The following is a 14348-nucleotide window of genomic DNA, read 5'->3' on the forward strand; positions in this document are numbered from 1 at the left end:
CGGATGTACGAAAGGTCATTTTTTGAAGGTGACTAAAGTCATCTCCTGAAGTAGTGGGATAATATGCTAAGATTATTAAAAAACATAAAGGATGACTAAGGCGTGCCCAGAGAGCTAAACTTATTGCGTTACGGACTCATCTTAATCCCTGCGTTTATTACCATTTATGTCTATCAATATAACGATTATGGAATCTTCACGCTGCATATCCTGATGCTTCTATTCCTTGTGGTCATGGTGCCAAAGCTCCCTCGATCCTTTCATGCTTTGATTAGTATCATTGAAATCTTGTTCACGGCCTGGTTATGTTATCAATATGGCAGCATGATGATTTTCCCCGCTATATCAGCACTGCTTTATTATTCCAGACTCCAGCCTAAAGCGGTGCCTTACGTGTTCACAGGTGTACATCTGATAGCTTTGAACGTCGCACTCCAGAATTCTCCATCGCTCGTAGTGACTTACATTAACCTTTCATTTCTGCTCACTGCCTACCTAAATAAGCTATTATTGAAAGCTGGCCAGCGGCGCGAAGACACTCTTCTTCTATATGATGAGTTGCGCAAAAAGCATTTCGAACTCGATGAAGCTCGCAACCGCCTGCTGGAGTTCAGCGCGCAAGTAGAAGAGTCTGCCCAGTCCAAAGAGCGCGTCCGAATCTCACGCCAGCTCCATGACGATATCGGCCACCGGTTAATCCGGATTAAAATGATGATGGAGGCCGCCCTCCAGACCTTGCCCACCTCTCCCGAGAGCGGAATGCAAATGATGGAATTGATTCGTGACCAGCTGTCGGCTAGCATGGACGATATGCGGTCCGCAGTTAAACGTATCAACTACACCCCGAAGCTTGAGGGAGCTTATGCGTTAGACCGGCTGCTCGAAGAGATTGGGCGTGAGACGGGGATCGAGACCTCATACCAAGTACAAGGCATACCTTATCCACTCTATCCTAGTATTCAAGTAATCCTGTACAAAAACGCCCGTGAGGCTATAACTAACGCCTTGCGGCATGGAAAAGCAACGTCCATCCGGATCAAAATTGACTATGTGCAAGCAGGAATCACTATGGAGGTTAGCAACAATGGCTCTCTACCCGAAGGAGAGAAACTCAGCAAATTATTGGGCCGTGGTGGGGACGGAATGAAAGGAATGTACGAGCGAACGCATTTAATCGGTGGAACACTCGAACTAAGGCAGAAGCCATATTTTACAGTCATTACGCGGCTGCCCATTTATAAGCAAGATGAGATTGTATAACGAAAGGAGCCATGCTAATGATTAAAGTGTTAATTGTTGATGACGACCCCTTTATTCGCCAAAGTCTGCAAGTATTGCTAGGGATGGACCCAGATATTGAAGTTGTTGGAGCAGCTTGTGAAGGTAACGAAGCCTTGGAATTACTTCAAGAAGGATTAATGGCCGATGTGGCTCTGATGGATATCCGCATGCCCGGCTGCGGTGGCGTTGAAGGAACGGAGAAGATTAAGCAGGCTTTTCCGCAAATTGCAATATTGATGCTGACCACCTTCGACGATGATGAATATATCATTGAGGCACTGCGTAACGGAGCTAGTGGATATTTGCTCAAAAACATACCGCCAGACCGGATCATCCAGGGCATTAAAACGGTTTTTGAAGGGAACATGCTTATCCACCCTGATATCGCCCGCAAGCTGGCAACCTTTCTGCAGCCTACGGCACGGCAAGAATTGCCACAGGTACAGCCACTGGAATCCTTCGGATTGACCAAAACAGAGCTGGCTGTAGCGGCTTCTATCGCTGAGGGGCATAGCAACAAAGAAATCGCCGGACAACTTTTTTTAAGCGAGGGTACCGTCAAAAATTACATAACGGATATATTAAGCAAATTAGAGCTCCGCGATCGTACGCAAATTGCAATTTTTTATTTGAAGAACATGCGGGATTGAACTAGTAACATATTGCATATGAATAGTCCACTGCCAAAGTTAGTTTTTCTTACGGACTCCAGTGACGCGCTGCTCCTTGGACGCGGGTTCGGACTCCAGCGACGCTATTTACAATTTTATCGGCGTTTGAGCAGAGTTTCGGACCCCAGCGACGTTATTCCTCAGAAAGAGGCTCATTTGGGGTGTTTTTGATGCCAATAGCGCCTTTTGGGTCCGTTACCATTCTAAAAAAGCGAAAATGCTGCGATTAGGGGCAACTGGGTCCGATAGCAACTTCTCGCACGCGAAATTACCATCTAATCAAAAACAAAGATACCCCATTCACCATTTCATGGCTTATGGGGCATCTTCTAGTTATCCTTCCGCTGATTCCTGCTTGGCTTCAGTGGTTTTTTTTCGTTTAAGTTGGCCGTCCGGAAGATTCCGGCTGCGTATGCCTGTCTTCATCCCGATGATGCTGTAGATGCTGGAAGGCTTCGCCTCAGCGGTAATCATCCCATCTGTCTCCGGCACCAAAATAATGCCGAGCTGATGGTGATCCCCATCATAGATCGGGCTTTGAAGGTATTTGCTCTCCCCTTCACGGTTCAGCACCTCCAGCTTGCAGAACGCTGGATTCATGCGCAGCGCCTCATGTAGCTGCGCCGCATCGGTCAACAGGACCCCGTTGACCTTCAGTAAGATCTCGCCGGGCAGGATGCCCAGCTCCTGGCCGGGACTGCCCGGCAGCACGGCCAGCACTTTGCGGCCGCGCGGTGGATGCACGAAGATGGGGCTGATGCTGCGCTCTTCCAGAGCGCTGTACCAGCTTAACCCTTCGTGCAGCACAATAGCTGCGAGCGCCGCGACCAGAGTCAGCGGGCTCCACCAAGCGGCAAGCAGGCTTAAGCCGAGCAGGACGATGCTGTAGATCAGCAGCCGTCCTGCAGTGCGGGCCGCCTTGCGCCCGGGCAGCATGCCCTGCGTCATCTCGCTGAAGCCGATGATGACGGGCAAAGAGACGATGCCAAGGCTGCCGCCGAGCAGCGAGTGCCATGGCAAATCCGTTCCTGCTCCCGATGGGAGCAGCAGGAACAGCGGTAGCGGCCAGAAGGCCTGCAGCTGATAGCCGCCGACGACCATGCCGCGCTTTCCCTTCAGGAAGAGCGGCGTTGCAAGCTTGGCCCCTTGTCTGCGGGCCAGCAGTGCCTCCGCCATGTGCAGCAGCGCAGCTAACACTAGCAAAGCAGGAATATCCATCTCCCGTATGGCGGTGGTAATATTCCCTACCGTTCCACTATCTAAAGCATCTGGAAAGAAAGAAATTACAAACTGAATGATACCTAACAAGCCTATAGAATACGCAAAGCACAAATACCGTACACGCAATAGCGACAACACGAGACTAACTACCCAAATGCAGGCTACAGCCGTACCTGATAATGATATTCCTAGCAGAACGGCTGCTATAGAGACGACCAAACCCATGACTAGACCACTCCATACCGTCCGCCACGTTTCCTGACCCCAGCTATGTAATTTCACATGTATCAGCTTTCGTTCTAATGCCACCTGCCTACGGTAATATAACGCAATAAATATAATAGCAATGTAGTAATACGGCTGGATCAATAAGTGTAAGAACGCAGTGCCCAAGCTTCCTAACAGTTCCTGAATCACATTCAAACTGTTCGTCACACTCCTTTTCGTCCGATGACTGATTTGTATATATTCTAATTCCTCTACGCCGGTTGGCATTTTCTTATCTAAAAGAAAAAAAGAAGGCTGAATTCAGCCTTCTTACTTTTTCGACGCTGCCGCCTTAATTTCCTTCTGAATCTCAGCAATCCCTTTATTCCGTTGGTTGTCGTGAACAGGGTCTTGAATGACCTTGATCAGCGCCGCTTCCAGCGCCTCGGCTGTCTTGGCGTCAATTATGCCTGTGACTTGGAGCTTTGCTGTACTTTGGAACTTCTTCACTGCGTCCTTAGTGCCAGCATCGAAATAGCCATCTTTACGTCCAGGCTTGTAACCCAAACCGTCCAGCATCGTCTGTGCACTCTTCACATCAGCGTTGTTCATATTATATTGCAGTGCCACGCTCTTGTTAATTGGAGCCACCGAGAAGTAATCCGGCTGCGCTACCGCGATATCCGGTTTAATGCCCTTACCGTGAATCCATGTGCCGTCTGGCGTAAGCCATTTGGCAATGGTAACTTTCAGCAAGCTGCCGTCTCCAAGCTGTTTGTCAAAGCTCGTCTGCACGGTACCTTTACCGAAAGAATTGTCACCGATCAGCTTAGCTCCTGCCGACTGCTGCAAAGCACCCGCCAATATTTCCGAGGCACTTGCGCTACCTTTATTCATCAGCACGACCACTGGATAAGCTTTACTCGATCCTTTTGAGGTACTAACTTCGCGTTTTTTGTCTTTATATTCTATTTGCACTATAGATTTTCCAGCTGGAACGAATTGCTCTGCCATTTCAATAACAATCGGAAGAACACCACCTGGATCATTACGGACGTCAATAACAAGTCCCTTCATGCCTTGCTTCTCCAGCTTCTCCAGCTCTTCCTTGAATCGTTCTGCGGTATTCAGGGAGAACTGTGTAACCTCGATTACACCCACATTGTCTTTTTCCATGGTAGCGTAGACTGTTTCGAGCTTCACATCATCCCGGGTAAGAACAAATTCGAGTGGCTCTACAGAGCCGGAACGTTGTATTTTCAAAGTGGCCTCACTGCCCTTAGGACCGCGAATCTTGGCAACAGCTGCATTCAGCTCCATGCCTTCCAGCGATTCACCGTTAACGGACAGAATAACATCTTTGGCCTGAATCCCAGCTTTCTCAGCAGGTGAGCCCTTGATCGGAGAGACCACGACTACCTTGCCATTATCCGAAGAGACCTCCGCACCGATACCTGAAAAGGAACCCTCAATGCTTTCTTCGAATTTCTCAGCTGTTTCTTTGCCCATATAGTTGGAATAAGGATCGCCCAGCGCTTCCATCATACCGTTGACAGCACCGTCTATCAGCTTCTCCCGATCTACTGTCTCGTAGTAATTGCTCTCAATCAGACTGAGAGCCGTTCCAAGCTTCTGGGATTCCTTCTGCTGAAGGCCAGTAACCTGCAATGCTGAGGCCAGTCCTTCTCCTGCAGCTTGTCCGATAACATGACTATAACCCGTCACGCCCAAGGTCACCAGACTACCGCATAGCAGGGCGGCGATAATCATAAACGCCGCTGTGCTTTTTTTTAACATGATGTTCCCACCGTCCCTTCTTGTCCATCTCGCAAACAACTCCATAAGTCCGTCCTGAAAGGTACGGTATCTCTTCCAGTATATGCCGTACGCTCAAATAATATGAGTTATAAGTTCTTAAAAATTAGAGATAAGGCATCGGATTTACTGTCTTGCCGTCGATCCGAACTTCAAAATGGAGATGGGGGCCCGTCGAATTACCTGTAGAACCGGATTCAGCAATCACATCCCCACGATTGACTCTATCCCCAGGACTAACCTTGATACCACCTTTACGGATATGTCCGTAGAGGGTCCAAACTCCGCCGCCATGATCAATAATTACACAATATCCATAGCCGCTATACCATTCAGCTACGATTACCGTTCCCGAATCAGCCGCATGAATATTGGTTCCTTGTGGAACTGCAAAGTCTACCCCGGTGTGTACTTTCCCCTTCTCACCCGTAATTGGGTGTGTCCGTGGTCCGTAGGAGGAAGAAATTCTTGCCGAGCCTACAGGGAGCAGGAAGGGTCCATCTCCACCAGCATACGCGGTTGAGGAGCTGGAGCTTGAACTGCTGCTTGCCTTGCTAGCTGCGGCCTTCTTTGCAGCTGCTGCTGCCCGGCGTGCCGCTTCTGCTTTGGCGGCTGCTGCTTTGCGCGCTGCTTCCTCAGCTTTAATCTTATCCTTTTGGGTTTCCAAAGCAGAACGTTCGCTTGCCAGCTTAACCAGCTTCTCATTCTGCTCTTCACTTAGATCATCGCTTTCTTCAATCTGCTTATCATAAAATGCGATAAGCTCCTGCTTCTCCGCTTCCTTCTCTTTCAGCAGGCTTCTCTGATTTTCCAAGGAGGTGTATAACTGCTTGGCTTGAGCATATTGCCCCTCAAGCTCCTGCTTTTTCTCTACAACTGTCTGCTTGTCCAGCTTGTGTTGGACTAACAGCTCCTGATCCTGATCCACAATCATCTTAAGCGAATCGGTGCGGCCCAGAAAATCAGAGAAGCTTGTCGATGAGAGCAAAACATCTAGGTAAGATACCGCTCCATCCGTGTACATCAACCGGACACGGGATCCTAAGAGTTCTTCTCTTGAGGCCACTCGTGCCTCTGCTTCATCCAATTCCGTTGCTGTAACATTAAGAGATTCTTCTGTGTCGGAAATTTTGTTAGAGATTTCGGTCATTTTGCCTTTAACTTGATCCACTTGCTGCAATACATATTGTAAATTGATATTTGTCTTATTCTTATAGTGCTGCGCTTCCTGCGTTTGGGACTCCGCTTTCTCTTGCTGCGCCTTAGCTTCCTGCACCTCTTGTTGCAGCTGCTTTAATTGCTTATCGATTTCGGCAACACTTGTTTTTTTGGCATATCCATCAGAGGGTTGGAATATAGTGACAGCTAGTAACATTACGGCTAGTCCGGCGGCAATCTTCTTCAACTCGCACTCCCCATCCTTCACTCTTAAATTAAACTTTCAAAAACTTACGAATAGAAACCGTACTTCCCCAGACGCCGATCAACACACCTAGTCCAACTAACAGACCTACGAGCAGCAGCCAAATATCACTGAAAGGGATCAGCTGCAATCCGAGCATTGGATCTCCCTGTATCGAAGATTCCAAACCCTTGTAACCGGCATATAAAACACCCGAAGTAATCAATGATCCAATGAGTCCAATTAATGCCCCTTCTATAAAGAAAGGCCAACGAATAAAATAATTTGTCGCGCCTACCAGCTTCATAATCCCAATCTCTTTACGCCGGGCAAGAATCGTTACCCGAATAGTATTGGAGATGAGGAACATAGACATAAGTGCCAGCCCCGCTACAAAAATAAAGCCAATGTTGCGTACGGCACGCGTGATTTTAAACAATGTTTCTATCGATCCTTTGCCATATTTCACTTTGTAGATAGGCTGCTCGGTATGTGTCTTGTTAAGGGCTTGAATCTTCTCAGCCACAAAAGCAACGGTAGTAGGTTCAATAACCTCTACCTGAAGGGTATCTGGAAGCGGGTTATTGTCTTCATCGAACCCTTCCAGAAGCTCTGCTGCCTCCTCGCCCATATCTGCGCGAAGATCTTTAAGTCCCTGTTCCTTGGAGATGAACGTAATCTTGCTGACCTCCGGCATATTGCCAATTTCAGTCTGCAGGGTCTCGCGCATCTTCTGATCTGTATTCAAAGCTAGATGCACTTTGATCTGTACCTGACTGTCTGCCTCATCAGCTACAGAATTTACGTTAAGAACAAGAAGAATAAATACACCTAGAACAAAAAGAGAAACAACAATCGAAGTGATTGAGGCGATCGACATCCAGCCATTACGGAATACGCTTTTGAAGCCTTCCCGCACATGTCGCAAGAAGGTTTTAAAACTCATAACCATATTCCCCTCTCGCTTGGTCTCTGACAATGTTTCCATTCTCAATCGCAAGCACCCGTTTGCGCATTTTGTTCACAATATCTCTGTTATGGGTAGCCATTACAATCGTTGTTCCACGAAAATTAATCTCGTCAAGCAGCTGCATAATGCCCCATGAAGTCTCGGGGTCTAAGTTACCTGTAGGCTCGTCCGCAATAATAACAGAAGGATTATTGACGATAGCCCGTGCAATAGCGATCCGTTGCTGCTCACCACCAGAAAGCTGTGAGGGCTCACGATTCGCTTTACTTCTCAGCCCAACCAAATCAAGAACCTCATTCACACGTTTCTTGATGACTTTTTTCGGCGCTTCAATAACTTCCATAGCAAAAGCTACATTCTCGTATGCCGTCATTCTGGGCAAAAGCCGAAAATCTTGAAATACAACGCCGATATTACGGCGGACATAAGGGATTTTGCGTGGTTTTAGCTTTCCTATATTGAAACCTCCCACCGAAATCTGTCCTTTGGTAGGCACTTCTTCTCTATAAATCAATTTCATAAAAGTAGATTTACCCGCGCCGGAAGGGCCGACAACGTACACGAATTCATTGCGGTCGATTTTCACTGAAACTCCTTGCAGTGCGTGAGTTCCGTTAGGGTACGTTTTCCATACATCTTGCATTTCAATCATTTTCTCACTTCCCAATTATGACATTTTCCACTTGTGCGAATCGACATTGTCCACCTCAAGTTTCCATAAACTTCAATATTTCCGCAATGTATCTATTGTAACAAATCTGTAACTGATTGAGTACCCCGTAACTGCACGACTATTCGAAAGTTTTGTAGTGACTGGACATATACATATAAAAAAGCACCTAGCGGTGCCTGTTATCAGATGTCCTAACTCCCTTTATTAGAGACTACTTATTTCTTACTAATTTATTATCGGTATCCCACGAAGTGTTCTTTAAGTTCTGTTACAGGGCCGCGCCTGCTTAGCGCAATCCAAATCCCCAAAAGGAGATTAATCATGAAAAAAATCCATGCTGCCCTCATAGTGGTCATCGCACTCGTCCTTATCGGCTCCTGTATTTACGGAGGGCTTCATCTATATGGCAGCAAAACCACGCTTCCAAAGGGTACAACCCTTGCCGGCTGGCAGGTCGGAGGCATGACTCTCACCGAGGTCCGCTCCCAGCTGGATAAACGGCTGCATGCCCTCGAAACCGTCCCTCTAGTGCTAAAAGTGGAAGGCAATGCAGATCTCTCCCTAACCCTTAATAAGACTGGGTTGAGCTATGAAGCCTTTGCTTTTCAGCAGGGCTTAAAAGAGCTTGCCGAAGGAACGCTTTGGGAGCGGGTAAAGGCACGCTATAACTTCCCTAAGTTGTGGAAGCTTGAAACCCATCTGGAAATCGCACAATTTCAAAAGATTCTAAGTCCCACTTGGGAGAAGGAGTCCTTTGGTGAACCAGTGGACGCTACGCGACGAATTACAGGCGATGACCGAATCGTATATACTTCTGAGAAAACTTCCCTGGAGGTTGATTGGACAGCTCTGGAGACTTCCTTAGGAGCAGCTGCCCCCACCAGCTTTAATCATCTGAATGCCCTGCTGGAGAAGGGAATCACGATGGAGGTCCCTTTGTTAATCCTGCAGCCTGACATAACTTTAAAGAAATTAAAGGAACAAGGTATCGAGCGAAAAGTAATGCAGTTCAGCACCTCTCTAGGTGCAAGTGGACCTGGACGAAGCTACAACGTGGAAGCTGCTGCCAAAGCTGTGGATGGAACCATTCTCCCGCCTGGAGCCGTCTTTGATTATGGAAAAGCTATAGAAAAGGCAAAGGTAAATTACGGCTTCCGTGAAGCGCCGGTGATTGTGAACGGCAAGCTGCAAGCAGGTGTTGGTGGAGGGATCTGCCAAGTGTCGAGCACTCTTTACAATGCCGCACTGCGTATAGGGCTAGAAATTGTGGAACGCCGTAATCATTCCTTGCCCGTCAACTACTTGCCCAAAGGTCAGGACGCAACATTCGCTGAAGGTTATATCAACTTTCGTTTTCGCAATACGACTGGCAAATATCTCATAATTAAAGCAGCTGTGCAGGGTAAATCACTGACCATAAAGCTCTTCGGCACGTTTCCGCAAAATGTCACTTACAAAGTTCATTCAAAAACAGTAGAGGTGCTCCCACCAGTCGATAAATACGTAAATGATGCCTCACTGCCTCGTGGCGGCTCACGCGTTATTCAAAATGGGAAAACCGGATATATTGTAGAAACCTACATTACAAAGTATGTTGACGGTAAATCCACTGAGGTGAATAAACTGTCCCGCGACGTATATTACGCACAAAAACGATTAATCGCCATTAATCGTGGAGGTGTGAGCAAATCCATAATCCCGGATGTCCCCCGAAAGCAACTGGTGGAGGACGGCGTCCGCAGTGAATAGCTAACAACAAATAACCGGTCAGAGCCCCTAAGGTCTGATCGGTTATTTGTTCCAGCAATCTATTTTACCTGTAGCTTACGTTATCCGGCTTTGAAATTTACGATTCAGGGGTACATTAGAAGTAGACCCATAATCAGAAAGGATGAACATCCTATGACAACAGCTCTTGTAAATGATCTTACTGGTATTGTCCGCTGTGCTCCTGCTATTTTTGCCTCACGCACTTGCAGAGAAGCTCTTCGCGTCATGTTTCAGCATCCAGAATCCAAATGTATCGTCGTCTGCAATGCTATGAATGAACCTCTCGGACTGTTGATGAGCGAACGTTTCTTTTTGAAAGCTACAGGAAGATCCGGAGTAGATCTGTTCTACAGAGAACCTGCCATGAAGCTTATGAACAAAACCCCGCTCATTGTTGACATCTCCACTCCACTCGATACGGTATTGAGCCTCGCTATGAACCGCCCAGATCCTATGAAAAATGATTGTGTCATTATCACTCGCAAAGGTAAGTTCGCTGGTGTTGCTTATACCTCTGACCTTATCCGCTCCCAAGCGTAGAACCTCTTTACCTTTCCTCTTCTACCCTAACCTTACCTCAAAAAAGAATATCCGGTGAAGTATCTATTCTCCAGTATCCATTCACCTTTTTCAGCTTCACATACACCGACTCACTGCCTTCCTGCCCGCTCGCATAAGGAACAGTTAAATCAAATTCAGCGGTTGTTGCAGTTTTGGAGAGCATTCGGGCGGTGGCTTTCTCATACATTAATGAGTTTCCAAGATCCGCATTCACTTGTGACATTCTACCTTCATGTTCCAAAAATTGAGTCTGCACATAATAAGCTGCTGCATTGTGCGTGTAGGCTTTTTTTATGTAATTCATCAGCTTCACCTTTGTCCCAATATCACTGGAAAGGTAACGGTACTCTTGCGTTTTGTACATGAAGGTTTCAATCGGAAAAAAGTTCCCTCCACGGTTAGTATAGAAATAGATTGCTCTAGCATGTACAACAAGCGGAACAACACTTTTTACCGTCAAATTGTTAATAGTAGCTGGACCTTCTTTTCCCGTGCCAATCACAGCCACATTTTTTATTGCCGAACTTCCCACTGATGATGAAGCTGCCATAACTCCACTACCTGCTGATAAAAGGCCTATGGAAAGGGCCAACGAACCAAGCATCCATTTTTTGTTCATCTAATGTTCCTCCTCTTTCATCTGAAAAATACAGGCAATAGCCACTGTTTCAGCTTATGCACCCCGCAAGCTAAAATACCCAATAAACAGAGGAATGAAAACGTATTACAACTCTTTTGAAGTATAAAAAAACTCCACCCTCCTGATTTACAGGAAAAGCGGAGTAATATAATTAAACAAACTTGCACGAGAACCCTAATTGGATGCTGGTGCGGTGGTCTCATAATACGCTGTAAAAGCTACGTTAGCAGTCAAAATACTCTCCGTATTGTCCTTAGTACGCTCCTCGGAGGATTGCTGAAAATTGAAAGAGTCTACATTCACAATACGAGGTAAGGTTTGTAGTTCATCCATCCATTGTCGTATACCCGAATAAGTCCCCTCCACCACTGCAGTCATTTTGATCTGTTTGACCGCCGGGAATAACACCTCCGCTGAACCTGTCATTTGCTGAATCGGATTAGCCTCATCCAAAACAAAACTAAGATCCTTTAGCCGCGCTTGTGAGGACGTGCTAACTTCCTGCAAATCAACAATCAGACCTTCGCTGTCATCGCCTTTTGGGAGTTCACCCAGTAATTCCTTCTGTTCTAGATCTCCCTCAGTGCCGCTGCCCTTCAGCTCATTGATTTTGGTTTGGAGCATTTCTGCTTCCTTTTCCAACTGACTGATCTCGCTGCTCTGTGCGGAAATTTCCTTATTGGTCGGCTGAACACCCAGCATATAGAACGCAAACAATATCAGGAATAGAATTAACACCCCTAGTACGATGGGAGAGCGATATTTATTGATCTGTTCCATCGCTGCTCACCTCCCCATGGCTGGCATCCGTTTCACTGTTTTGCTGCTTAGCCGCTGCTAAGTTCACTTTATAAATAGCCGTATACGTATTGTATGAAATGGCATCTGCGGCTCCTTCAGTAAGCTTTTGAATAGAGGCATCAGCCGTAAAAGACATTTGGCGAAGTTGTCTTAAATAGTTGGACGCATCCTCCATAGTGGATACATTTACAGTCAGATCTATAGATGTCCGGTAGGTATAGTTAATATCACGGATTAGTGCCTCCTTAGGCAATCCTTCCACTAATTCGTCCAAGATAGGGACTGCAATCACCTTATTGTCCTGAAGCACTGTGATGGCGGCTTTCCGATCTAGCTGTCCAGGTCCGCTGTTCTTAAGCTTCGCGAGCTCTACTTGGAGCATTAAACTGCGATCCTGCAGGCCTTGCAGCTCTTCTTTACCATTAGAAATCTGACCCTTATTGGCTGAAAAATAAATCCCCGTTCCGATCATCCCCAGCAGCCAGATCGCTACAAGCCCCATCGTGACATAAGGAAATAGCAACGTCTCCCGATCTTCTCTCGGCAATAGATCAATCGTATCCGTGTTGATACTATTTTTTAGCGCGGTCCCGGCAGCTACACGGTAATCATTCAGCTCAGGGTCAGAAACAGCAGCACTTGCCATCTGTTCCAGATTTATTGGTGTTATTTCAAGTTCAGCTAGGGACTGCAGGAGTTCTAGGTCCAGTTGTTTACGAATCGAGGGAGTGCCCGTAATCACTAAATTGTTGATACGAGTGGAACCGTCATGCAAGCTGTATTGATAAAAGCTGAGCATACGTGAGATTTCCGCAGTGATTTCAACCATTTGTTCGGGTGATAAATATTCTTCTACAGCGACAGCTGTTTCTGCCAAGGCTTCACTGTCTGTCAAAAGATCCGTTCCCGCTAAATTTCTTCCTTTATGTAGATCAAGTAAGTTTATCGTACGAATGAAGACCGGATTCCCGTTTCTGAACATATAAATGTCCATTACCGATGGCTCCATATTAATCAGCATCGTCTCCGCAAAGCTCTCCCCGTGCCCAGTGGTTATAGCACGCGCCAAGGCGGTTGCCGAAATTTCGGCACTGCTTATCCGAAGACCCGCCCGCTCCAGTATATCTACGTAATCCTGAATCGATTTTCGCGGAGCAGCAAATACGAGCAGATGGCTTTGCTCCTCATCCACTTCGAGCGTTACATAGTCGTAGACAGGATTTTCAAAAGGTAAATGCAGTCCCGTCTCCACTTCCAGCTTCACCAGCTGTTCGACCTGTTTGTCATTGGTACTCGGTATACTCATTTTGCGGATAATGATCTGCGAAGGTGGAATGGACAAAGAAACCTTACTTCCCCTTAACCCTTCCTTCTTCACCCACTGCCTTACCCGATCATAAAGCGCCTCGCTATCCGCCACCTGATTCTCAATGATCATGCCTGGAAGAAGCGGGAGAAACCGTTTTTTACGGACTTCCCATGACTGTTTATTCTTAAAACTAATATAACGGATTCCGGCAGCTTCAATTGAAAGTCCAGCCACTTTGGGGCCTAATCCAAGCATATGCTCGATGTCCTCCTATCCGATAAGCGAGAGATACGCGCCGATGATGTGTGAACCATATCCAAAACTAATTAAAGCTCCTATAGCTAACCATGGGCCGAAAGGTACCGGCTGTTTACGTTTGATTACACCAAGCAGCATCAGCAGTCCGCCCACCACGCTCCCAAGCAGACAAGCCACAAAAAAAGCCAAAATCACATTCGGAAAGCCTATCACCAAGCCCAGCAGCGCAAATAACTTCACATCTCCAGCCCCCATTCCACCTAACAGAACAAAAGGGATAAGAACCCCTCCCCCAAGCACAGCTCCTAGCAGATGATGCCATAGCGGTCCTTCCGGAAATAGCAATACAAGAATCAGCAGCAGCGGTAAAAAAAACAACAATACCTTGTTGGGAATCAGCATGTACTTCAAATCCGCAACCGTCACGGTAACCGCTAAACTCACAAGAATGAACCCGATGATTCCCTTACCCGTCAGGCCAAATAGCAAATACACCCATAGAAAAAGCAAACCCGTTGCCGCTTCTCCAAGCGGATATAATGGCGATACTCTTGTGCCGCAGTATCGGCATTTTCCTCCTGACAGCAGGTAGCTTACCACCGGAAACAAATCCCGCGCTTTCAGCCGCGTGTTGCAGTTCGGACAATGTGACGGCGGATTAAGCAAGGATTCCTTGGCCGGCACCCGCAGCGCCACTACGTTATAGAAGGAGCCTAGAATCAGACCCAGTAATGTGATGTAACTTGCGATAAATATCGTCATGGCTGTC

The 14348-nt window shown here is 46.9% G+C and carries 13 protein-coding genes; 4 read left to right on the forward strand and 9 right to left on the reverse strand.

Annotated features, from left to right (window positions below; genetic code table 11):
• The first annotated feature begins 102 nt into the window (after positions 1 to 102).
• Together MHI51_RS28260 and MHI51_RS28265 are read left to right on the forward strand one after the other, a co-directional pair.
• Positions 103 to 1260 (forward strand): sensor histidine kinase, encoded by a 1158-nt coding sequence (locus tag MHI51_RS28260; protein ID WP_076219747.1) that lies wholly within the window; start codon positions 103 to 105, stop codon positions 1258 to 1260.
• 17 nt (positions 1261 to 1277) lie between these two features.
• Positions 1278 to 1931 (forward strand): response regulator, encoded by a 654-nt coding sequence (locus MHI51_RS28265; protein ID WP_405173413.1) that lies wholly within the window; start codon positions 1278 to 1280, stop codon positions 1929 to 1931.
• Between the two features lie 354 nt (positions 1932 to 2285).
• On the opposite strand, the gene MHI51_RS28270 is transcribed toward MHI51_RS28265, so the two are convergent.
• The 5 genes from MHI51_RS28270 to ftsE form a co-directional block, all read right to left on the reverse strand.
• On the reverse strand, positions 2286 to 3311 hold the full coding sequence (locus MHI51_RS28270) for a PDZ domain-containing protein (RefSeq protein WP_341160317.1): 1026 nt from the start codon (positions 3309 to 3311) through the stop codon (positions 2286 to 2288).
• Between the two features lie 399 nt (positions 3312 to 3710).
• Positions 3711 to 5177: a S41 family peptidase gene (locus tag MHI51_RS28275; RefSeq protein ID WP_076123824.1), complete on the reverse strand. Its 1467-nt coding sequence runs from the start codon at positions 5175 to 5177 to the stop codon at positions 3711 to 3713.
• A 124-nt stretch (positions 5178 to 5301) separates the two neighbouring features.
• Positions 5302 to 6600, reverse strand: a complete 1299-nt coding sequence (locus MHI51_RS28280; protein ID WP_405173414.1) for a murein hydrolase activator EnvC family protein — start codon at positions 6598 to 6600, stop codon at positions 5302 to 5304.
• A gap of 28 nt (positions 6601 to 6628) precedes the next feature.
• Positions 6629 to 7543, reverse strand: a complete 915-nt coding sequence (gene ftsX, locus MHI51_RS28285; protein ID WP_076182150.1) for a permease-like cell division protein FtsX — start codon at positions 7541 to 7543, stop codon at positions 6629 to 6631.
• Positions 7533 to 8219, reverse strand: coding sequence for a cell division ATP-binding protein FtsE (gene ftsE, locus MHI51_RS28290; RefSeq protein ID WP_036678556.1), 687 nt, complete (start codon positions 8217 to 8219; stop codon positions 7533 to 7535). Before ftsE ends, ftsX begins: the two co-directional genes overlap by 11 nt.
• 342 nt (positions 8220 to 8561) lie before the next feature.
• Here ftsE and MHI51_RS28295 point away from each other — a divergent pair, with 342 nt between their 5' ends.
• On the forward strand, positions 8562 to 9989 hold the full coding sequence (locus MHI51_RS28295; protein WP_076276895.1) for a VanW family protein: 1428 nt from the start codon (positions 8562 to 8564) through the stop codon (positions 9987 to 9989).
• 153 nt (positions 9990 to 10142) lie between these two features.
• Entirely contained in the window at positions 10143 to 10550 is a 408-nt protein-coding gene (locus MHI51_RS28300) for a CBS domain-containing protein (RefSeq protein WP_076221077.1), read from the forward strand.
• A gap of 37 nt (positions 10551 to 10587) precedes the next feature.
• Here the strand turns inward: MHI51_RS28300 and MHI51_RS28305 are convergent, their stop codons facing one another.
• The 4 genes from MHI51_RS28305 to MHI51_RS28320 all read right to left on the reverse strand — a co-directional run bounded on the left by MHI51_RS28305 (position 10588) and on the right by MHI51_RS28320 (position 14341).
• The gene (locus MHI51_RS28305) at positions 10588 to 11190 is read right to left on the reverse strand and encodes a DL-endopeptidase inhibitor IseA family protein (protein ID WP_076221075.1); all 603 of its coding nucleotides are present in this window, start codon (positions 11188 to 11190) and stop codon (positions 10588 to 10590) included.
• A 195-nt stretch (positions 11191 to 11385) separates the two neighbouring features.
• Positions 11386 to 11991 carry a type 4a pilus biogenesis protein PilO gene (gene pilO, locus MHI51_RS28310; RefSeq protein WP_076276896.1) on the reverse strand — a complete coding sequence of 202 codons (606 nt, stop codon included), beginning with the start codon at positions 11989 to 11991 and terminating at the stop codon, positions 11386 to 11388.
• Complete coding sequence (gene pilM, locus MHI51_RS28315) at positions 11975 to 13576, reverse strand: pilus assembly protein PilM (protein ID WP_076276897.1); 1602 nt, start codon at positions 13574 to 13576, stop codon at positions 11975 to 11977. The genes pilO and pilM overlap by 17 nt, the downstream gene beginning before the upstream one ends.
• 15 nt (positions 13577 to 13591) lie before the next feature.
• On the reverse strand, positions 13592 to 14341 hold the full coding sequence (locus MHI51_RS28320) for an A24 family peptidase (protein ID WP_076221059.1): 750 nt from the start codon (positions 14339 to 14341) through the stop codon (positions 13592 to 13594).
• Positions 14342 to 14348 lie beyond the last annotated feature (7 nt).

Source organism: Paenibacillus sp. FSL H8-0260, assembly GCF_045040625.1.
Lineage (GTDB): Bacteria > Bacillota > Bacilli > Paenibacillales > Paenibacillaceae > Paenibacillus_AQ > Paenibacillus_AQ odorifer.